This is a genomic window from Olsenella uli (genome assembly GCF_901212655.1).
Taxonomy (GTDB): domain Bacteria; phylum Actinomycetota; class Coriobacteriia; order Coriobacteriales; family Atopobiaceae; genus Parolsenella; species Parolsenella uli_A.
The window spans coordinates 65972-86034 of record NZ_CAAKON010000021.1 but is presented as its reverse complement, the minus strand read 5'-3'; the positions used below and the strand labels follow the sequence as shown (position 1 = coordinate 86034).

Annotated in this window: 13 protein-coding genes; 12 read left to right on the top strand and 1 reads right to left on the bottom strand. The window is 67.1% G+C overall.

Annotation, left to right across the window (positions count from 1 at the left end; genetic code table 11):
• Positions 1-37: 37 nt before the first annotated feature.
• The gene (locus EFAMC2_RS04070) at positions 38-814 is read left to right on the top strand and encodes a BMP family protein (RefSeq protein WP_261980055.1); all 777 of its coding nucleotides are present in this window, start codon (positions 38-40) and stop codon (positions 812-814) included.
• A gap of 168 nt (positions 815-982) precedes the next feature.
• Here the strand turns inward: EFAMC2_RS04070 and EFAMC2_RS04065 are convergent, their stop codons facing one another.
• Positions 983-1462, bottom strand: coding sequence for a hypothetical protein (locus EFAMC2_RS04065; protein ID WP_261980054.1), 480 nt, complete (start codon positions 1460-1462; stop codon positions 983-985).
• 548 nt (positions 1463-2010) lie between these two features.
• Here EFAMC2_RS04065 and ssnA point away from each other — a divergent pair.
• From ssnA to hydA, 11 genes are all read left to right on the top strand, one after another.
• Entirely contained in the window at positions 2011-3366 is a 1356-nt protein-coding gene (gene ssnA, locus EFAMC2_RS04060) for a putative aminohydrolase SsnA (protein ID WP_154027362.1), read from the top strand.
• Between the two features lie 253 nt (positions 3367-3619).
• Positions 3620-6616, top strand: coding sequence for a putative selenate reductase subunit YgfK (ygfK, locus tag EFAMC2_RS04055; protein WP_154027360.1), 2997 nt, complete (start codon positions 3620-3622; stop codon positions 6614-6616).
• Between the two features lie 3 nt (positions 6617-6619).
• A complete protein-coding gene (locus EFAMC2_RS04050) occupies positions 6620-7126 on the top strand; it encodes a 4Fe-4S binding protein (RefSeq protein WP_154027358.1) in 507 nt (168 codons plus the stop codon).
• Positions 7127-7135: 9 nt separating this feature from the next.
• Positions 7136-10009, top strand: coding sequence for a selenium-dependent xanthine dehydrogenase (xdh, locus tag EFAMC2_RS04045; protein ID WP_154027356.1), 2874 nt, complete (start codon positions 7136-7138; stop codon positions 10007-10009).
• A gap of 217 nt (positions 10010-10226) precedes the next feature.
• The gene (locus EFAMC2_RS04040) at positions 10227-11567 is read left to right on the top strand and encodes a uracil-xanthine permease family protein (RefSeq protein WP_261980050.1); all 1341 of its coding nucleotides are present in this window, start codon (positions 10227-10229) and stop codon (positions 11565-11567) included.
• A 557-nt stretch (positions 11568-12124) separates the two neighbouring features.
• Positions 12125-13336: a diaminopropionate ammonia-lyase gene (gene dpaL, locus EFAMC2_RS04035; protein WP_154027354.1), complete on the top strand. Its 1212-nt coding sequence runs from the start codon at positions 12125-12127 to the stop codon at positions 13334-13336.
• Between the two features lie 240 nt (positions 13337-13576).
• Entirely contained in the window at positions 13577-14980 is a 1404-nt protein-coding gene (locus EFAMC2_RS04030; protein ID WP_154027352.1) for a YgeY family selenium metabolism-linked hydrolase, read from the top strand.
• Positions 14981-15129: 149 nt separating this feature from the next.
• Positions 15130-16329 carry a knotted carbamoyltransferase YgeW gene (gene ygeW / locus EFAMC2_RS04025; RefSeq protein WP_154027350.1) on the top strand — a complete coding sequence of 400 codons (1200 nt, stop codon included), beginning with the start codon at positions 15130-15132 and terminating at the stop codon, positions 16327-16329.
• 165 nt (positions 16330-16494) lie between these two features.
• Positions 16495-17436: a carbamate kinase gene (arcC, locus tag EFAMC2_RS04020; protein ID WP_154027348.1), complete on the top strand. Its 942-nt coding sequence runs from the start codon at positions 16495-16497 to the stop codon at positions 17434-17436.
• 69 nt (positions 17437-17505) lie between these two features.
• Positions 17506-18486 (top strand): NTP transferase domain-containing protein, encoded by a 981-nt coding sequence (locus EFAMC2_RS04015; RefSeq protein ID WP_187325140.1) that lies wholly within the window; start codon positions 17506-17508, stop codon positions 18484-18486.
• A 110-nt stretch (positions 18487-18596) separates the two neighbouring features.
• Positions 18597-19973 carry a dihydropyrimidinase gene (gene hydA, locus EFAMC2_RS04010; protein ID WP_154027344.1) on the top strand — a complete coding sequence of 459 codons (1377 nt, stop codon included), beginning with the start codon at positions 18597-18599 and terminating at the stop codon, positions 19971-19973.
• Positions 19974-20063: the final 90 nt, after the last annotated feature.

Genomic DNA, 20063 nt, shown 5'->3' with positions numbered 1-20063 from the left:
CGCGGCCACCGCGGCGCAGTCCTACGTCGATTTGGGCGTGAACCTCATCATCGCCGCGGGCAACGAGTTCGTCTCGGCCTGGGGCGACGTGGTGACCGAGGCGGCCGACGCCAATCCCAACGTCAAGTTCCTCATGACCAACACCGATCCCGACACCGACCTCGCCGACTACGAGACCCTCGACAACCTCGAGACGGTGCAGGTCAACCTCGCGCAGACCGGTGCGCTCGCCGGCATCGCCGCGGGTCTCATGACCGCGAGCGGCCACATCGGCTTCATCGGTGGCATGCGGCTCCCCACGACGCTCACCAAGTACGCCGCCTACCTCGCGGCGGCCCAGAAGGTGCGCCGGGGCACGGAGGGCCACTACAACTTCGAGGCGGGCTTCACCGACGCCTCCTTCGGCTCCAAGCTCACCGAGCAGTGGATCAATACGAATGACGTCGATGTGATGTGGGGCGACGCCTCGGCCGTCGACAACGGTGCCCGCCAGGCACTCGAGGCTGCCAGCGCCGACACGCACTTCGACATCGCCCAGCCCATCGACATCGTGGGTGATGACAACCCTTGCGTCATCACCTCGACGGTCACCGACTGGATGTTTGGTACCGCGATGGACGAGGTGGAGTCGGGCTCCTTCGGCGGCGGCAAGGTGATCGAGGCCAACATGGGTAACGGTGGCGTCTACCTCGGCAAGTTCTCCGACAAGGTGCCGGCCGACGTCCAGGCCAAGATCACCGACTATGCCGAGCAAATCAAGGATGGCTCGCTGGTCTCCGACGACGAGATCTCTGCCATCAAGGCCACGTTGTAGCGGGCGAGTGGGCGCGTGACGTGGGACGGGGCTTGGATATGGAGGCAGGAGACCTCGGATGGCCCCGTCCCCGCAGGGCCGCTCGTTGGGCCGTTGGGTCCCGTTCCCGTAGGGATCAGGTGGTCCATTTGACCCCGTCTCCGCCGGTTCGCTGGTTCGCGGCTGGGGTTACCAGCTCACGATGATGGTGCTGTCATCGAGGTTGGCGTTGCCGTATTGCTCGCTGCCGGTGGTGACCTCGTAGCCCAGCCGGCCAAGCGTCCTGACGAACCTGGCGAGGCGCGTGCTGTAGGTGTTGAGCAGGCGCTTCGACTGCAGCGGCGAGATGAGCTGCTGGTCGCGCCCGTAGATGATGTCGCAGATGGCGTCGGCCACGGCCACGTTGCTGTTGCCGAGCAGGTCGTTGTAGAAGGAGTTGCCGTTGCCTCGGCCGTCGCCCGAGCCGGGGGCGAATTTGAGGGAGAGGTGCGTGTGACCGTGCTGGGCATAGGTGCGCACGCGGGTGTCGGTGCGGCCCTCGGCGTTCCTGAGCGCCCACGACAGGGCGCTCTGGGCGAGGGTGTCGGCCTCGGCATACTCGCGGTTGGGGTCTGCGGCCTCGGTGAGCCTGCGCGCCTCGCTGGCGTCGATCATCGTGTTCTCGGCCATCTGTCTCTCCCGTCCCTCTGTGCCGTCGCGTGACGCTCCCGCCCCCGGCCATCCGGAGTGCCACGCGGCGCATTTGGCCATGCCCGGCGTCCGTGCGCCGCGCGTGGTGGCGTGCGTCGCTCGGCGTCCATTGTGCGCCTTGCGGCACGCACTGTGTCGCGCATGTTTCGTATCGCTTTCGAGACTATAACGAAATCCGAGGTCGGGCGCCATGTTTCGGGCGTGCGACAGGCTTGTTGCGTCCCGTTCGCATAGTAGTTTCGACCGTTCGCCCGTATTTGTATCGAGCTGGCAAACTTTTTGTCTGGTTGTCTGAATAATGATTAGTATCACTGCCTGAGGCTGCGCGCGAGCGCTGCCTCGGGGCGCGAGTTGCGTGGGTGCCACGGCTCTCACGCTGCGGGGGAGGTGCCCGCATCACGCGTCAGGCCCAGGGTCGCAGGAGCGTTGCCGCCTCGTGGGCGCACGTGCGGCAGCCGGCCAGCGCCGCGTCGCGCAACGGCCACGTCGAGGTGTTAAACCCCGCCTGCGACGAAGAAGGGAGCATCATGCTCATTGTTGGGAACGGACGCATCATCACCCGAGACGACGAGGCGCCCTACCTGGAGCGTGGCGCCGTGGCCATCGACGGCGACAGCATCTGCGCCGTGGGCGACGAGGCCGAGCTCAAGGCGGCGCACCCGGGAGCCGAGTACGTGGACGCCCACGGAGGCGTCATCATGCCGGGCCTCGTGAACTGCCACACCCACATCTACTCCGGACTTGCCCGCGGGCTTGCCATCGAGGGCTGCAACCCCCACAACTTCCTGGAGAACCTCGAGCAGCAGTGGTGGAAGATTGACCGCAACCTCACGCTTGACGGGGACCGCGCGAGCGCCTACGCCACGATCCTCGACAGCCTGCGAGACGGCGTGACCACCATCTTCGATCACCACGCGAGCTTCTGCGAGGTTCCCGGCAGCCTCTTTGCCATCAAGGACGTGGCCGAGGAGTGCGGCATTCGCGCCTGCCTCTGCTACGAGACGAGCGACCGCGACGGCCAGGAGAAGTGCGACCAGGCCATCGCCGAGAATGCCGAGTTTGCCCGCTGGGCGGCCGAGGCTCGCGCCAGTGGCGACAACCACATGGTGGCCGCCATGTTTGGCGGGCACGCCACCTTCACCCTCTCCGACGAGACGATGGACAAGATGGCCGAGGCCAACGACGGCCTCACCGGCTTCCACATCCATGTCTGCGAGGGCATGAACGACGTCTGGGACTCCCGCGAGAGGCGTGGCGGCATCACGCCCGTGGAACGCCTGCTGCAGCACGGCCTTTTGGGTCCCGACACGATGCTCGGCCACTGCATCCATGTGACGCCGGCGGAGATGGAGATTGTGCGCGAGACGGGCACCCACCTCGTCAACAATCCCGAGTCCAACATGGGCAACGCCGTGGGGTGCGCGCCCGTGCTTGAGTTCTTCCGCCGCGGCATCGACGTGTGCATGGGCACCGACGCCTACACGCACGACATGCTCGAGAGTCTCAAGGCCTTCATCTGCATCCAGCGCCACAACGCCGCCATGCCCAACGTTGGCTGGGGTGAGGCCATGCAGATGCTCTTCCGCAACAACGCCGCCATGGCCACCAAGTACTTTGGCCGCCAGATCGGCGTGCTGCGCTCGGGTGCCGCCGCCGACGTCATCGTGATGGACTACCCGGCCTTCACCCCGTTCTCTGGCGAGAACGTGGACGGCCACATGCTCTTCGGGATGATGGGCAAGAACTGCCGCACCACCATCGTGAACGGCCGCGTCCTGTACAAGGACCGCGAGTTCGTGGCCTTTGACGAGGAGCGCGTCAACGCCTGGACCCTCGAAGAGGCCAAGAAGCTCTGGGGCCGGCTGAACAAGCGTACCTACTAGGCACCGAGGAGCCCTCTTGCCAGGTCCAGGGCCAGGGGCGGAGGGCGCTGGCGCGCTCCCGCTGGGCCCCATGGCCTGGGGCGGGAGGGTGTTGTGTTCGTGCGTGCGCCTTCTGGCTCGCACCGCTTTACATAGAGGCCCGGGCTGGGGAGCCCGGGATGGCGGCCTCCGCGGGGCTGCCCCACGCCAGGGGAGCGTGGCATCCATTCGCGTGCCGCCGCGCGGTCTCGGCGGCACAGGAGAGGAGCTCGCTATGAGCGACATCATGAGGCCGATCCCGTTCGCACAGCTCATGGACTGGATCTTTGCCGAGCACGAGACCCACGGCAGCATCTTTGGCGTCCGCAAGGTCGTGAGGCACGAGGGCGGCGCCGACCCGATTTTCTCGGAGCGCATCGAGACGCCCTTTGGCCCGGCCGCCGGCCCCAACTCCCAGCTCGCCCAGAACATCGTGGCCTCCTACGTAGCCGGCTCGCGCTTCTTTGAGCTCAAGACCGTGCAGGTGATGGACGGCGAGGAGCTCTCCCGCTGCGTCGCCAAGCCCTGCATCGTGGCTGAGGACGAGTGCTACAACTGCGAGTGGTCCACCGAGCTCACCGTGCCGGACGCCATGGACGAGTACATCAAGGCCTGGTGGGCCTGCAAGCTGCTCTCGCGCGAGTTTGGCCTGGGCGCGGCGGACGGCTTCGTCTTCAACATGAGCGTTGGCTATGACCTCGAGGGCATCAAGAGCCCTAAGGTGGACGCCTACATCGAGGGCATGAAGGACGCGAGTGCGACGGCCATCTGGGCCGAGTGCCGCTCCTGGGCGCTTGCCAACCTGGGGCGCTTCGAGCATGTGGACGAAGCCTTCGTGGGGTCCGTGTCGCCGCATGTGTCCACGAGCGTCACCGAATCCACCCTCCACGGCTGCCCGCCCGACGAGATTGAGCGCATCGCCACCTACCTCATCCGCGAGAAGCACCTCAACACCTACATCAAGTGCAACCCCACGCTGCTGGGCTACGACTACGCGCGCACGCGCCTCGACGGCCTGGGCTTTGACTACATCGCCTTCGACGACAGGCACTTCGTGGAGGACCTCCAGTGGGCTGACGCCGTACCCATGTTCGAGCGTCTCATGAAGCTCACCGGCGAGCTGGGCCTGGCCTTTGGCGTGAAGCTCACGAATACCTTCCCGGTGGACGTGACGGCAGGCGAACTGCCGAGCGAAGAGATGTACATGAGCGGGCGCTCGCTCTATGCGCTCACCATCCACCTGGCGCGCCGCATCTCCGAGCAGTTTGCGGGCAAGCTTCGCATCTCCTACTCCGGCGGCGCCGACGCCCGCAACATCCGCGGCCTCTACGAAGCTGGCATCTGGCCCATCACCATGGCCACCACGGTGCTGAAGCCCGGCGGCTACGAGCGCTTCAGCCAGATCGCCCACATCCTGGAGGGCGTAACGCGCAAGGACAGCGTGGACGTGGCCGCCGTGGCCGCGCTGGACGACGCGGTTGCCACGAGCGAGCTCTACAAGAAGCCGATCAAGCCGGCGAAGCCCCACAAGCTCTCCGAGCCCCTGCCGCTCACCAGCTGCTTCACGGCCCCGTGCCGCGGCGGCTGCCCTATCAAGCAAGACATCCCTGCCTACCTGCACGCCGTTGACGGGGGAGACCTGGACGAGGCCCTGCGCATCGTGCTCTCGCGCAACGCCCTGCCGCACATCACCGGCAACCTCTGCCCGCACCCCTGCGGCTCCAAGTGCGAGCGCGCCTTCTACGAGCCCGGGGGCGCCAAGATCCGCGAGAGCAAGCTCGTGGCCGCACATGGCGGCTTCGAGACGGTGCTCGCCGAGCTCAGGGCCTCGCCGGCGGCACCCGTGCCTGGCGCGCACGGCAAGCGCGTGGCCGTGGTGGGCGGAGGCCCGGCCGGCCTCGCCACCGCCTTCTTCCTCACACGTGCCGGCGCGGAGGTCACCATCATCGAACGTGCCGACACCCTGGGCGGCGTGGCGCGCCTCGTGATTCCGGAGTTCCGCATCCCCGCGGCGGACATCGATGCCGACGTGGCGCTTTGCCTCGCCTTTGGTGCCAAGGTCCAGCTCGGTCGCGAGGTCGCGAGCGTCGAGGAGCTCAAGGCCGAGGGCTTTACGGACGTCGTGGTGTGCGTGGGTGCCTGGGCGCCCGGCCACGTGGGCCTGGAGTATGGCAGGGAACACGACGTGCTCGAGTTCCTCACCGCCGCCAAGGCCGGCGAGGACCTCTCCGCGCTTGGCACGGACATCGTGATCGTGGGCGCGGGCAACACTGCCATGGACGCCGCGCGCGTGGCCAAGCGCCTGCCGGGCGTCGAGAACGTGCGCATCGTCTACCGCCGCACCAAGCGCTACATGCCGGCAGACGAGGAGGAGCTGCGGGAGGCCCTCGAGGATGGCGTGGAGTTCTGCGAGCTGCTGGCCCCCAAGGGCGTGGCAGACGGCGCGCTCACCTGCGAGCGCATGGCGCTTGGCGAGCCGGACGACTCTGGCCGCCGCTCTCCCGTTCCTACCGGCGAGACGGTTCAGGTGCCCGCCACGGCCGTGATCTGCGCTGTGGGCGAGCACATCGAGGACGGCGTGTACGCGAGCGCCGGCGTGGAGCTCGACCGCAAGGGTCGCCCCGCCGGTTGTGCCACCGGCGTGGACGGCGTCTGGGCTGCGGGCGACTGCCGTCGCGGACCGGCCACCTTCGTGGAGGCCATCGCCGACGCCCAGCAGGTGGCGATGGCCATGGTGGGCGCCAGCTTCGACGCCTATGCGGCCGCCAACGCCGCGGCAACCGTGGAGGGCTGCTACGAGCGCAAGGGTACCCTCGCCTGCGCCGAGAGCCCTTGCGCCAACTCCCGCTGCCTGGGCTGCGCGCGCGTCTGCGAGGCCTGCTGCGACGTGTGCCCCAACCGCGCCAACGTGGCCATCGAGGTGCCGGGGCTCGCGCAGCACCAGGTGGTCCACGTGGACGGCATGTGCAACGAGTGCGGCAACTGCGCCGTGTTCTGCCCGTGGGAGGGCCGCCCTTACAAGGACAAGCTCACGCTCTTCTGGAGCGCCGAGGACATGGACAACTCCGAGAACCGCGGCTGGCTGCCGCTTGCGGACGGCACGGCGCGCGTGCGCCTCGCCTCGGGCGTGGCCACCTACAACGTCGAGGACGCGTCCTGCGGCCTGCCCGAGGAGGTGCGCCTGACCATCCTGGCCGTGCGCGACTCCTATGGCTACCTGATTTCGAGGTAGGCCATGGCTGCCATCAACAGGGGCGCCCGGCGCCCCAAGGGCCCCCGTCCCGTGGCGTTCGTGCGCTGCGGCGGGGGGAGCCCCGCGCACGAGGGCGGCACCGTCTGCGGCCAGGGCTGCATCGGCTGCGGCGTGTGCGTGGAGGCCTGCAAGTTCCAGGCCATCGCCATCAACGAGCGCGGCGTGGCCTTCGTGGAGCGCGACCGCTGCCGCGGCTGCACCGCCTGCATGCGCAAGTGCCCCAAGGGCATCATCGAGATGGTCGACCCCAGCCGCCCGATCAGGGTGCGCTGCGCCAACACGTCCGTCCCCAAGGTCTCGCGCGAGAAGTGCACGCTCAGCTGCATTGCCTGCGGCATCTGCGTGAGGTTGTGCCCGGCCGATGCCTTATGCCTCGTCAACCGTCACGCGTCCATCGACTACGGCGCGTGCGTGGCGTGCGGCATGTGCGCCACGAAGTGCCCGCGCGGCGCCATCTCCGACGCCTTTGGCCTGTTCGCGGATAAGTAGGGGGACGACATGGCAAAGATCGACGTGCGCGTGAGCGCACTCAACACGCCTGCGAAGGCCCGCAGGGAGGCCCGTGCGGAGGCCCTGGCAGAGATACGGCGCGCCAAGCGGGCCGAGGCCCGCGAGACCTACACCTTCCTCGTGAACGGGCGCGAGCACACGGTTCTGGAGAACAAGCCGCTGCTGCGCTTCCTGCGTGACGACCTGGGTATTCACTCCGCCAAGGACGGCTGCTCAGAGGGGGCGTGCGGGGCCTGCATGGTGATCGTGGACGGGCGCGCCGTGCGCGCGTGCGTCCTCACCACGAAGCTCGCGAGCGGCCACGAGGTCACCACGGTGGAGGGTCTCACCTACGAGGAGCGGGAGGCCTTCGTCTACGCCTTTGGCGCGGTGGGCGCCGTGCAGTGCGGCTTCTGCATCCCCGGCATGGTGATCAGCGGCGCGGCCTGCATCCGCGCCACCCCCAACCCCTCCGAGGACGACGTCAAGCGCGCCATCAGCGGCAACGTGTGCCGCTGCACCGGCTACAAGAAGATCATCGAGGGCATTCTGCTCGCCGCCAAGATTCTGCGCGGCGAGGCCGAGATTGACCCGGCGCTCGAGCGCGGCGACGATTACGGCGTGGGGAAGCGCGCCTTCCGCGTGGACGTGCGCAGGAAGGTCCTTGGCTTTGGCAAGTATCCGGACGACCTTGACGAGACCGACTTCCCCGGGCTCACGTACGCGAGCGCCATCCGCTCCAGGTACCCGCGGGCCCGCGTGCTCTCCATCGACGCCTCGCGTGCGCTGGCCCTGCCCGGCGTGCTGGGCGTGCTCACGGCAGACGACGTGCCCGTCAACAAGGTGGGGCACCTCCTGCAGGACTGGGACGTGTTCATCGCGGTGGGCGACGTCACCCGCTGCGTGGGAGACGCCATCTGCCTCGTGGTGGCTGAGACGCCCGAGGTCCTCGAGAAGGCCAAGAAGCTCGTGAAGATTGGCTACGAGCGGCTTGAGCCGGTGCGCTCCATCGAGGAGGCCCGCCGTGCGGACGCGCCACTCGTGCATCCCGAGCCCTACGTGGCCTTTGGCAACACGGTGCAGCTCAAGAACAACGTCTGCCAGAGCCGCCACGTCACGCGAGGCGACGCCAAGGCGGCACTCGCGGCCTCGGCCTACACGGTGACGGAGAGCTTCGAGACGCCCTTCACCGAGCACGCGTTCCTTGAGCCGGAGTGCGCGGTGGCGGCGCCCTACAAGGACGGCGTCAAGATCTGGTCCACGGACCAGGGTGCCTACGACACGCGCAAGGAGTGCCTCTCCATGTTTGGGTGGTCCAAGACCCCCGAGCGCGTGGTGGTTGAGACCATGCTTGTGGGAGGCGGCTTCGGCGGCAAGGAGGACGTGAGCGTGCAGCACCTGGCGGCGCTCGCTGCCTGGAGGTTCAAGGTGCCCGTGAAGGCCCGAATGACCCGCGCCGAGTCGCTTGCCTTCCACCCCAAGCGCCACGCCATGCAGGGCACCTTCACCCTCGGCTGCGACGAGGACGGCATCTTCACTGGTCTTGACTGCGAGATCAACTTCGACACGGGCGCCTACGCGAGCCTCTGCGGACCCGTGCTGGAGCGCGCCTGCACGCACGCCGTGGGCCCCTACAGGTACCAGAATCATGACATCCGCGGCTTTGGCTACTACACCAACAACCCGCCTGCCGGCGCCTTCCGCGGCTTTGGCGTGTGCCAGAGCGAGTTTGCGCTGGAGAGCCTCATCGACCTCTTGGCCGAGAAGGTGGGCCTGGATTCGTGGGAGATTCGCTACCGCAACGCCATCGAGCCGGGCGGCACGCTGCCGAACGGCCAAATCGCGGACTGCTCCACCGCGCTCAAGGAGACGCTCGAGGCCGTGCGCGACGTCTACTACGCCAACCCCGGGCACGCGGGCATCGCATGCTCGATGAAGAACGCCGGCGTGGGCGTGGGCCTGCCCGACGCCGGCCGTTGCACCATCCGCGTGGAGCGCGGGCGCGCCGTGGTCTACGCCGCAACCTCAGACATCGGCCAGGGGTGCAACACGGTCTTCCTCCAGGACGTGGCCGAGGCATGCGGCCTGGGTGCCGCACGCATCGGCAACGGCGAGTGCTCCACGGAGAGCGCCCCAGACTCCGGCACCACCTCGGGCTCGCGCCAGACCGTCGTGACGGGCGAGGCCGTGCGCGGTGCGGCGTTTTTGCTGCGTGACGCGATGCTGCGCGTGGAGGCGGGGGAGCCCGCCCCGGGCGACCCCGTGGTGGCGAGCGGCGACGGCATAACGTCCATCTATGCCGACGGCACCCCCTACGGGGGCTGGGGCTCGCACCTCACGGCCGGCGAAGGTCTCTATGCCAAGGACCCGGACTCGGCGCTCGATGCGCTCGAGGGCTGCGAGTTCTCCTATGAGTACCTCGAGCGCACCGACAAGCTGGGTGCCGACGTGCCCAACCCCAAGAGCCACATCTGCTACGGATTCGCCACCCACGTGGTGGTGCTCGACGACGGCGGCCGCGTGACGGACGTCTACGCCGCGCACGATTCCGGCAAGGTGATCAACCCCATCGCCATCCAGGGGCAGATCGAGGGCGGCGTGCTCATGGGCATGGGATACGCGCTTCGTGAGACGTGGCCGCTCAAGGACTGCGTGCCCCAGGCCAAGTACGGGACGCTGGGGCTCTTCCGCGCCACGGAGATTCCGGACATCCATGCCATCTACGTGGAGAAGGACGAGCTTCTGCCCGTGGCCTACGGCGGCAAGGGCATCGGCGAGATTGCCACCATCCCCACGGCGCCCGCCTGCCAGAACGCCTACCACGCCCTCGACGGCAGGCTGCGTTCCACCCTCCCGATGCGCGACACGTTCTACCGGCCGTAGCGAGTGGCAGCTCTTTTCCCTGCGTCTGGCGACTCCGCGATGTGCCCCGCTCGCCGTCCGTTTAATACCGCAGCGCGACGGTGAGTGGCTTACAGGTAGTTTGGCAATCAAACTGTTAGTAAGGAATAGGGGACAGGCGAGCGGTGCCGGCCCCTTGCGCGTGCCTGGGGGCGTGGACCCCCGCGGTGCGTTTGGAGGAACGTGAGAGGAGAGTGCTTTGGCTACTACAAGCGAGATGACGGGTGGTCAGGCCGAGCTGTACAAGCTCAACGGCAAGCCCTCGTTCGGCATGGCCTTCCCGCAGGCCATGCAGCACGTGCTGGCGATGCTCGTGGGCAACATCACCCCGCCCATGCTCATCGCGGCGTCGCTCAACCTGTCGACGGCCGACGAGACGATGCTCATCCAGGCGGCGATGATCATCGGTGGCATCACCACGCTGCTCCAGCTTTTCCCGGTGGTTGGCTTCGGCATGGGTCTGCCCAGCGTCATGGGTGTCGCGTTTGCCTACATGCCCATCCTCACCATGATCGGCACCCAGTACGGCATCGCGGCTATCTTTGGCTCGCAACTGGTGGCGGGTTTCGCCTCGATCTTCCTGGGCATGTTCATGGAGAAGATCAGGAAGTTCTTCCCGCCCATCGTCAGTGGAACGGTGGTACTGTCCATCGGCCTGTCGCTCTACCAGACGGCGATCAACTATATGGGCGGCGGCTCGGCTGCCAAGGCGGCCGGCACGTTTGGCTCGCCCCAGTTCTGGATCCTCGCCCTCGTGACGCTTGGCGTGACGCTTGCCTGCAGCCTGTTTGGCAAGGGCTACATCAAGGTCTCGGGCATGATCATCGGCATCATCGTGGGCTATGCCCTGGCCCTGCTCATGGGTGACGTCATCGACTTTGGCAACGTGGCCAGCGCGGCATGGGTCTCCGTGCCCATCCCGTTCCACTTCGGGCTCGAGTTCCATCCCGACGCCATCGCGCTCATGATATTGATGTACGTGGTCCAGGCCGTGCAGACCATCGGTGACGTGTCCTCCACCGCCATGGGCGGCTTTGGGCGCGACGCAACCGACAAGGAGCTCGGCGGCGCCATCAAGGGACAGAGCATCTGCGGCATGATCGGCGCCTGCATCGGTGGCCTGCCCACCGACCCGTACAGCCAAAACGTAGGCCTCATCTGCACCACCAAGGTGGTTGCCAAGCGTGTGTTCGCCATGGTGGCGGCCGTGATGCTCGTGGCCGGCATCTGCCCCAAGTTCAGCACCCTCATGGCCACCATCCCGCAGCCGGTGCTTGGCGGCGCCACCGTCACGGTGTTCGCGGCCATCACGCTCTCGGGCATCCAGCTGCTGTGCGAGCAGCCGCTCAACTACCGCAACAAGATGATCATCGGCATCTCGCTCGCCCTTGGCGTGGGCATCGGCGCCGTGCCCGAGATCCTGCAGTTCCTGCCGCAGCTTGCGCAGAACATCTTCGGCAGCTCGCTGGTGGTCTCGTTCATCGTGGTGTTCCTGCTCAACATCATCGTCCCCGAGGAGAACGCCGAGCCCGCGGAGTAGGCGACAGGGAGAAGCGGGCCTAGAGAGGGCTCGTTCATGAGGGGAGCCCGCCCACGAAGAGGATCTGCCCACAAAGAGGGTCAGGTACAAGGCGATACGGGCCGTAGCACCCACCGAGCCCCCGTGCGGCCCCTTGCCGCTATCTGTGACAAGGGGCCGTTTTTCGTGCGTCCGCCGCCTGTGCGCGCGCCGCCTGCTTGCGAGTCAGGACCCATGTGAGACACGTGGTGGCTGGGGGCTTACACCCGTGCGGGGAGCGCGGTTGACGAGATCTTGAGGCGATCGTGAAGCTGGCTTTGCAGGCGCTGTTTCGCCTGCCGCTCGCGGGCGATTATGCAACGCTCGCGGCGGGTTGCGAAGTGCCCGGACTTCTTTCTTGCAACCTACCGGCTACTGCGGTACAAATGGGATAACAAACTTTTTGTTTGGCTATCGAACATAAAGTAAGTTTTAACGGAACGGAAATGGCAAACGTGTCATGCTGAGAGCCGGCTGGAACGTAAGTTGGGAGCCGCGGGTGCTCGGCCCGGAGCCCTCGAACCAAGGAGGTCGTGAACGTGAGCGAGAAGATCGAGTGGGTCGCTAACAGGATGCCGAAGAGTGATGACGCGAACCTTTCCGTCATGAGCCTCGACAACATCGCGAAGGCCCAGGCCTTCCACAGGGGCTTTCCCCAGTACACGGTGACCCCGCTCGCCAAGCTCGACGGCATGGCCAAGCTCCTGGGCCTGGGCGGCCTCTACGTCAAGGATGAGAGCTACCGCTTTGGCCTCAACGCCTTCAAGGTGCTTGGCGGCTCCTTCGCCATGGCCCGCTACATCGCCGAGGAGATGGGCAAGGACGTCTCCGAGATGACGTACGACTACCTCACGAGCGAGCAGTTCCGCGCCGACTTTGGCCAGGCCACGTTCTTCACCGCCACCGACGGCAATCATGGCCGCGGCGTTGCCTGGGCCGCCAACAAGCTGCACCAGAAGGCCGTCGTTCACATGCCCAAGGGCTCCACGCAGACGCGCTTCGACAACATCGCCAAGGAGGGCGCGAAGGTCACCATCGAGGACGTCAACTACGACGACTGCGTGCGCATGGCCGCCGCCGAGGCCGCCGAGACCGAGCACGGCGTCGTGGTGCAGGACACCGCCTGGGACGGCTACGAGAAGATTCCGAGCTGGATTATGCAGGGCTACGGCACCATGGCCGCGGAGGCCGCCGAGCAGCTGCGCGCCCTCGAGGTCACGCGCCCCACGCACGTCTTCGTCCAGGCTGGCGTGGGCTCGCTCGCGAGCGCCATGGTGGGCTACTTCGCCAACCTGTTCCCCACGTGCCCGCCCAAGTTCGTGATCATGGAGGCCTCTGCGGCCGACTGCCTCTACCAGGGTGCCATGGCCGCGGATGGCGCACCCCGCATCGTGGGCGGCGACCTCCAGACCATCATGGCGGGCCTCGCCTGCGGCGAGCCCAACACCATCGGCTGGGACATCCTGCGCAACCACGCCGACGCCTTCGCGAGCTGCCCGGACTGGGTCTCCGCCAAGGGCATGCGCATGCTCGCCGCGCCTGTCAAGGGTGACCCGGCGGTCACCTCCGGCGAGTCCGGCGCGGTGGGCATGGGCGTCATCTCCAGCATCATGACCGAGCCCGTCTACGCGGAGTTCCGCGAGCAGCTTGGCCTTGACAAGAACTCCCACGTCCTTCTGTTCTCCACCGAGGGCGACACCGACCCCGACCGCTACAAGCAGGTCGTCTGGGGCGGCGCCTGGGCCGAGTAGGCAAAATCATCCAGCTCCGGGGCTGCCACAGTCCCAGCTCCGGAGCTTCGTGCCTACCTTTCTGTCGATGGATAGGCGCTTTCGTAGGTGGGACGCGGCCTTCCCACCCGAGATTCCGCGCGAGCCAGAGGTGACTCAACGTCACCTCTGAGCGAGCTCAGGACTGCCTGAGGGTGGGAAAGCCGCGTCCCACCGCTTCGTAAACCCGTGTACAAGGCCATCGAAAGAAAGGGCACGTCCATGGCTATGGAACTGAACTACCAGCTCATCAAGGACACCGCCGAGGGCTACCGCAAGGACATGACCGCGTTTCTGCGCGCCATGATCTCGCACCCGTCCGAGTCCTGCGAGGAGGGCGAGGTCGTGGCTTGCATCAAGGCCGAGATGGAGAAGCTGGGCTTTGACGAGGTCAAGGTCGACGGCCTGGGCAACATCATCGGATATGTGGGCGACGGCGACAAGATCATCGTCCTCGACGGCCACATCGACACCGTGGGCATCGGCAACCGCGACAACTGGGAGGCCGACCCCTACGAGGGCTATGAGACCGAGGACCTCATCTACGGCCGCGGTGGCTCCGACCAGGAGGGTGGCGTCTGCTCCGCCGTCTACGCCGCCAAGATGATGAAGGACCTGGACCTCATCCCCGAGGGCTACAAGATCATGGTCGTGGGCTCCGTCCAGGAGGAGGACTGCGACGGCATGTGCTGGCAGTACATCGTCAACAAGGACTTCGGCGGCCCCGAGGCGGCGCGCGAGAAGATCGCCTTCGCCATCTCCACCGAGCCCACCGACGGTGGCATCTACCGCGGTCACCGCGGCCGCATGGAGATTCGCGTCGACGTTCACGGCGTCTCCTGCCACGGCTCCGCTCCCGAGCGCGGCGACAACGCCATCTACAAGATGGCCGACATCATCGCCGACGTGCGCGCCCTCAACAACAACGGCTGCACCGAGTCCACGGCCATCAAGGGCCTGGCCAAGATGCTCGAGCCCGAGTACAACCCCGACCACTACGAGGACGCCCGCTTCCTCGGCCGCGGCACCTGCACCGTCTCCCAGGTCTACTTCACGAGCCCGAGCCGCTGCGCCGTCGCCGACTCCTGCGCCATCTCCATCGACCGCCGCATGACCGCCGGCGAGACCTGGGAGAGCTGCCTGGACGAGGTGCGCAACCTGCCGGCCGTCAAGAAGTACGGCGACGACGTCAAGGTCTCCATGTACATGTACGACCGTCCCAGCTGGACGGGCGAGGTCTACGAGACCGAGTCCTACTTCCCCACGTGGATCAACAAGGAGAGCGCGCCGCACGTCAAGGCCCTCGTCGACGCTCACAAGGCACTGTTTGGCGACGAGCGCATCGGCTGCGAGGCCAGCATGGACAAGCGTCACCGTCCGCTGATTGACAAGTGGACGTTCTCCACCAACTGCGTGTCCATCCAGGGTCGCTACGGCATCCCGTGCGTCGGTTTTGGCCCGGGTGCCGAGAGCCAGGCACACGCGCCCAACGAGATCACCTACAAGAACGACCTCGTGACCTGCGCCGCCCTCTACACCGCTGCCCTCAACCTCTACGACGGCTCCGCCGCCACGGACGACGCCTGCGAGTTCCGCGCCGGCCTCACGGATAACGACATCAAGTAGCCCGAGCTTGCGGGCGGCGCGGCGGCCATGGGTGCCGCGCCGCCCACTATGAGCGCTGGGATGTGCCCAAATGTCGGGGCACGCCCAACCACGGTTCATCGCGACCCTCCTCGGGGAGGCTGGGCCGCTTACCTGGAGAGGATTCACACATGAGCGATATCCAGAAGTACCTCGACCAGCTTGAGGGCCTCGACTTCTCTGGCCTTTACGGCAACGACTTCCTGCACACCTGGGACAAGAGCACCGACGAGCTGCGTGCCCTCTATGCCGTGGCAGGGGCGCTCCGCAACCTCCGCGAGCGCAACATCTCCTCCAAGATCTTCGACTCCGGCCTCGCCGTGTCGCTGTTCCGCGACAACTCCACGCGCACCCGCTTCTCCTTCTCCAAGGCCACGAACCTGTTGGGCCTCGAGCTCCAGGACCTCGACGAGAAGAAGTCCCAGATCGCTCACGGCGAGACGGTGCGCGAGACGGCAACGATGATCTCGTTCATGGCTGACGTCATCGGCATCCGCGACGACATGTACATTGGCAAGGGCGACGCCTACATGGAGGAGGTCTCCGAGTCTGTGCAGCAGGCCTACGAGGACGGCGTGCTTGACCACCGTCCCACGCTGATCTCGCTGCAGTCCGACTCCGACCACCCCACGCAGTCTTCCGCCGATCTGCTCTACCTCATCGAGGAGTTTGGCGGCCTCGAGAACTTGCGCGGCAAGAACGTGGCCGTGACCTGGGCCTACTCGCCGAGCTACGGCAAGCCTCTCTCCTGCCCGCAGTCGCTCATCTCGCTGCTGCCGCGCTTTGGCATGAACGTTACGCTCGCCCACCCCGAGGGTTATGACCTCATGCGGGAGCGCGTGGACTATGCCAAGGCCCAGGCCGCCGAGAACGGCTGCACCTTCAAGCAGGTCAACACCATGGCCGAGGCCTTCGAGGGCGCCGACATCGTGATTCCCAAGAGCTGGGCTCCCTACGCCGCCATGGAGAAGCGCACCAACCTCTACGCCGAGGGCGACGACGCCGGCATCGCGGCGCTCGAGCAGGAGCTGCTCGCCCAGAACGCCACCCACAAGGACTGGGTCTCCACGACCGACCTCATGGCCAAGACGGCCAACGGCCAGGACACCATCTTCATGCACCCGCTGCCCGCCGACATCTCCGGCGTCTCCTGCGAGCATGGCGAGGTGGAGGCCGACGTCTTCGACATGCACCGCGTGGGCATGTACAAGGAGGCCAGCTACAAGCCGTACGCCATCGCCGCGATGATCTTCCTGCAGAAGGTTGCCGACCCCGCCAAGGCCCTCAAGGTCCTCGAGGACGCCGCCACGCCTCGCTGGAACCAGTTCTAGATCGCATCCCATCGCGGCGCCGCGCGAGGAGCCGCCCTCTCCAGGCGCCCCGTCGCGCCCCCAAGCCGGCCCCCGCGTGGGGCCGGCCCTCGTTAGGGCCAACAAGCGTAAGCGGATGTACCACCGGCTCGCCGGCAGGCCCCGCAACCCGAATGGAGCCAACGTATGTCCAAGCGTATCGTCGTTGCCCTCGGCGGCAACGCGCTCGGCAAGGACCTGCCCGAGCAGATGCAGGCCGTCCAGGTAACCTCCCGCGCCATCGTGGACCTCATCCAGCGGGGCAACGAGGTCATCGTCGTGCACGGCAACGGCCCCCAGGTGGGCATGATTGCCAACGCCATGACCGAGCTCACCCGCTCCGACCCAGAGAAGTACATCCCGTGCCCGCTCTCCGTCTGCGGCGCCATGAGCCAGGGCTACATCGGCTATGACCTGCAGAACGCCCTGCGCGAGGAGATGGAGCGCCGCGGCATCAGGAAGGGCGTGGCCACCGTGCTCACGCAGGTGGAGGTTGACCCGGCAGACCCGGCGTTCAAGGTGCCCACGAAGCCCATTGGCTCCTTCATGACCAAGGAGGAGGCCGACAAGCTGCACGAGGAACGTGACTACGACTTCATGCACGACGAGGCCAAGGGCTATCGCCGCGTGGTGGCGAGCCCGCTGCCCCAGCGCATCGTGGAGCTCGACACGATCGAGTCGCTCGTGCGCGCCGAGCATGTCGTGATTGCCTGTGGCGGCGGCGGCATTCCCGTGGAGCCCGCCGGCAACCACCACCTCAAGGGCGCGGCGGCCGTCATCGACAAGGACTTCGCGGCCGAGCTGCTCGCCGAGTCGCTCGACGCGGACTACCTTGTGATTCTCACGGCAGTGGAGAAGGTGGCCATTCGCTTTGGCAAGCCCGACGAGCAATGGCTGGACTCCCTCACGCCCGGACGTGCCCGCGAGCTTGCCGCGGCGGGCGAGTTTGGCAAGGGCTCCATGGAGCCCAAGGTGCTGGCCTGCGCAAAGTTCGCGGAGAGCAAGCCCGGGCGTTCGGCGCTCATCACGCTGCTGGAGAAGGCGCGTGACGGCATCGAGGGCAAGACGGGCACGACGGTGCGCGCGTAGCGCGCCGCGCCCGGATTCGGCCGGGTCGGCGACGAGGCGAGGGGATAAGATAGCTTCATGCAACCGAACGTGAGGACATATCTCGTGGACGACGCGGGCAACCGCGTCTTTGGGCCCGGGCCCGCCGAGCTGCTGCGGCGCGTCCGCGAGAGCGGCAGCCTTCGCGCGGCCTCCATCTCCATGGGCATGGCCTACACGAAGGCGCTCGCGCTCGTGCGCAACGCCGAGGCTGCGCTCGGAACACCGCTCACCACGCGCGTCGTGGGCGGAACGGGCGGGGGCGGCTCCACGCCAACGCCCGAGGCGGATGCCCTGCTCGCCGCCTACGAGCGGTGGACGGCCGCTGTGGAGGCATATGCGGCGGGGCAGTTCTCGGTTGCCTTTGCGAGGACCGGGGACGGCGCCATGCCCAAGGGCGGCCCGGGCTGCGGAGCCCCGGGCGGCGCTGAGCTGGCGAGGCGCGTCGGCGTCTGCGTGCTTGCCTCCGGTCACGCGACGCGCTTCGGGTCCAACAAGCTCGTGGAGCCGCTTTTTGGCGAGCCCGTGCTCGGGTGCGCCCTCGGCTGCGTGCCGGTGGGGCTTCCCGTGGTGGTGTCGAGCGCCAGCCCGGAGGTCGACGCCCTGTGCGACGCCCGCGGCGTCGAGCGCGTGCGGCCGCAGGGCTCCCTCCAGGCAGACTCCGTGCGCGCGCTTGTTTCCTACGCGCGCGAGGCCTCCTGGGATGCGTGCGTCTTCGTGCCTGGTGACCAGCCGCTCGTTGAGCAGGGGAGCATGACGTCGCTGCTCCAGGTGGCCGCGGATCGGCTCGACGCCTGCGTGCGGCTTTCGTGGCGCGGACGGAAGGCCTCGCCCGTGCTGTTTCCGTTCTCGATGTACGGGCGACTCGAACGGCTCCAGGGAGACGTGGGAGGCAGCGCGGCGATTGGGGCGGACGACGCGTGCCTGTCTGTCGAGGCCAGGTGGCCTTGGGAGCTCTGGGACATTGACACCCCGTCAGACCTCGCACGCATTTGCGAGATCGTCGAGGCCGGCCTTGGGCGCGGTGCTTGAGCTCGGGGTTATTGTTTTGAGTCCTCGGGTTGCCTGCTTCTGCGGCGGCCTTGGGAAGACAGTCGGGCCCGAGGCGGGCCCGCACGCCCTGCGGGGCGGGCACTGAGGAGATGGTTGGAACGGTCATCATCCAAAACGGCACGCTCGTGTGCCCCGAGGGTCTTCGCCACGGCGACGTGGCGCTCGAGGGAGACAAGGTGGCGCGCATCGCAGTGCACCTCGAGCCCGCCGAGGGCGACGAGGTCTATGACGTTGCGGGCTGCTGGGTGTTTCCCGGTTTCATCGACGCCCACACGCACATGCAGTGCTGGACCGGCATGGACTGGACGGCCGACAGCTTCGAGACGGGCACGCGCGCGGCGGCCTGCGGCGGCACCACCACGATCGTGGACTACGCAACGGCCGACCGCGGCGTGACCATGCCCGACGCCCTTGCCGAGTGGCACCGTCGTGCCGACGGCACCTGCACGGCCAACTATGCCTTTCACATGGCGCTTGCCGAATGGAACGAGCGCAACCGCGCCGACCTCGCCCGCATGCGAGAGGAGGGCGTCTGCAGCTTCAAGACCTACTTTGCCTACGACCATCTGAGGCTCAATGACGCGGAGACCCTCGAGGTGCTCGGGGCCCTGAGGCCCCTGGGCGCCACCCTCTGCGTGCACTGCGAGAACGGCACGGTGGTTGACGCCCTGCAACGGCGCGTCTTCGACGCCGGCATCACGGGCCCTGAGGGGCACCCTCTCTCCCGTCCCGCCGAGTGCGAGGCCGAGGCCATCAGCCGCCTGCTCTACCTGGCGCACCTTGCGGGCGACGCCCGCGTGAACGTGGTGCACCTCTCCACCAAGATGGGGCTCGACGCCATCCGAGCTGCCAAGGCCCGCGGGCAGAAGAACATCTTCGTGGAGACCTGCCCCCAGTACCTGCTGCTGGACGACACGCGCTACCTAGAGCGGGGCGAGGACGGCTTTGCCGGCGCCAAGTACGTGATGAGCCCGCCCTTGCGCAAGCCGTCGGACCGCGAGGCCCTGCGCGAGGCGCTTGAGAGGGGCGAGATCGACACCATCGCCACGGATCACTGCAGCTTCAACCTTCACGGCCAGAAGGACCGCGGCAAAGGAGACTTCCGCAAGATTCCCAACGGCGGTGCCGGCGTGGAGCATAGGCCCGCGCTCATTGCCACGAGCTTTGCCGGCAGGCTGGGGCCGGAGGACCTCTGCCGCCTCATGAGCGAGAATCCGGCCAAGGTCTTTGGCATGTGGCCTGCGAAGGGACGGCTCGCCGAGGGCGCCGACGCCGACGTATGCGTGTGGGACCCTTCCGTGGCGTGGACCATCAGTGCCGCCACGCAGCATCAGAACGTGGACCACACGCCCTATGAGGGCTTCGAGTGCCGCGGACGCGCGAGGCTGACGTTCGTGAACGGCGTGCTGGCGGCGCGCGACGGCGAGCCGACGGGCACCAAGCCTGGGCGGTACGTGAGCCGCTGAGGGCGTCTTGCCTTTGGTATGCTCGCGGCGCTTTCCTGAGAAACTGGGTATCCCGCCCGCCGGACGTCGACGGGCATGAAGACAAAGGAG

What these genes read in the sequence shown, in the direction of transcription:
- EFAMC2_RS04030 (WP_154027352.1), top strand. Translation starts at nt 13,577, where the DNA reads ATGGCTATGGAACTGAACTACCAGCTCATCAAGGACACCGCCGAGGGC.
- EFAMC2_RS04050 (WP_154027358.1), top strand. Translation starts at nt 6,620, where the DNA reads ATGGCTGCCATCAACAGGGGCGCCCGGCGCCCCAAGGGCCCCCGTCCC.
- arcC (WP_154027348.1), top strand. Translation starts at nt 16,495, where the DNA reads ATGTCCAAGCGTATCGTCGTTGCCCTCGGCGGCAACGCGCTCGGCAAG.
- EFAMC2_RS04065 (WP_261980054.1), bottom strand. Translation starts at nt 1,462, where the DNA reads ATGGCCGAGAACACGATGATCGACGCCAGCGAGGCGCGCAGGCTCACC.
- ssnA (WP_154027362.1), top strand. Translation starts at nt 2,011, where the DNA reads ATGCTCATTGTTGGGAACGGACGCATCATCACCCGAGACGACGAGGCG.
- ygeW (WP_154027350.1), top strand. Translation starts at nt 15,130, where the DNA reads ATGAGCGATATCCAGAAGTACCTCGACCAGCTTGAGGGCCTCGACTTC.
- ygfK (WP_154027360.1), top strand. Translation starts at nt 3,620, where the DNA reads ATGAGCGACATCATGAGGCCGATCCCGTTCGCACAGCTCATGGACTGG.
- hydA (WP_154027344.1), top strand. Translation starts at nt 18,597, where the DNA reads ATGGTTGGAACGGTCATCATCCAAAACGGCACGCTCGTGTGCCCCGAG.
- xdh (WP_154027356.1), top strand. Translation starts at nt 7,136, where the DNA reads ATGGCAAAGATCGACGTGCGCGTGAGCGCACTCAACACGCCTGCGAAG.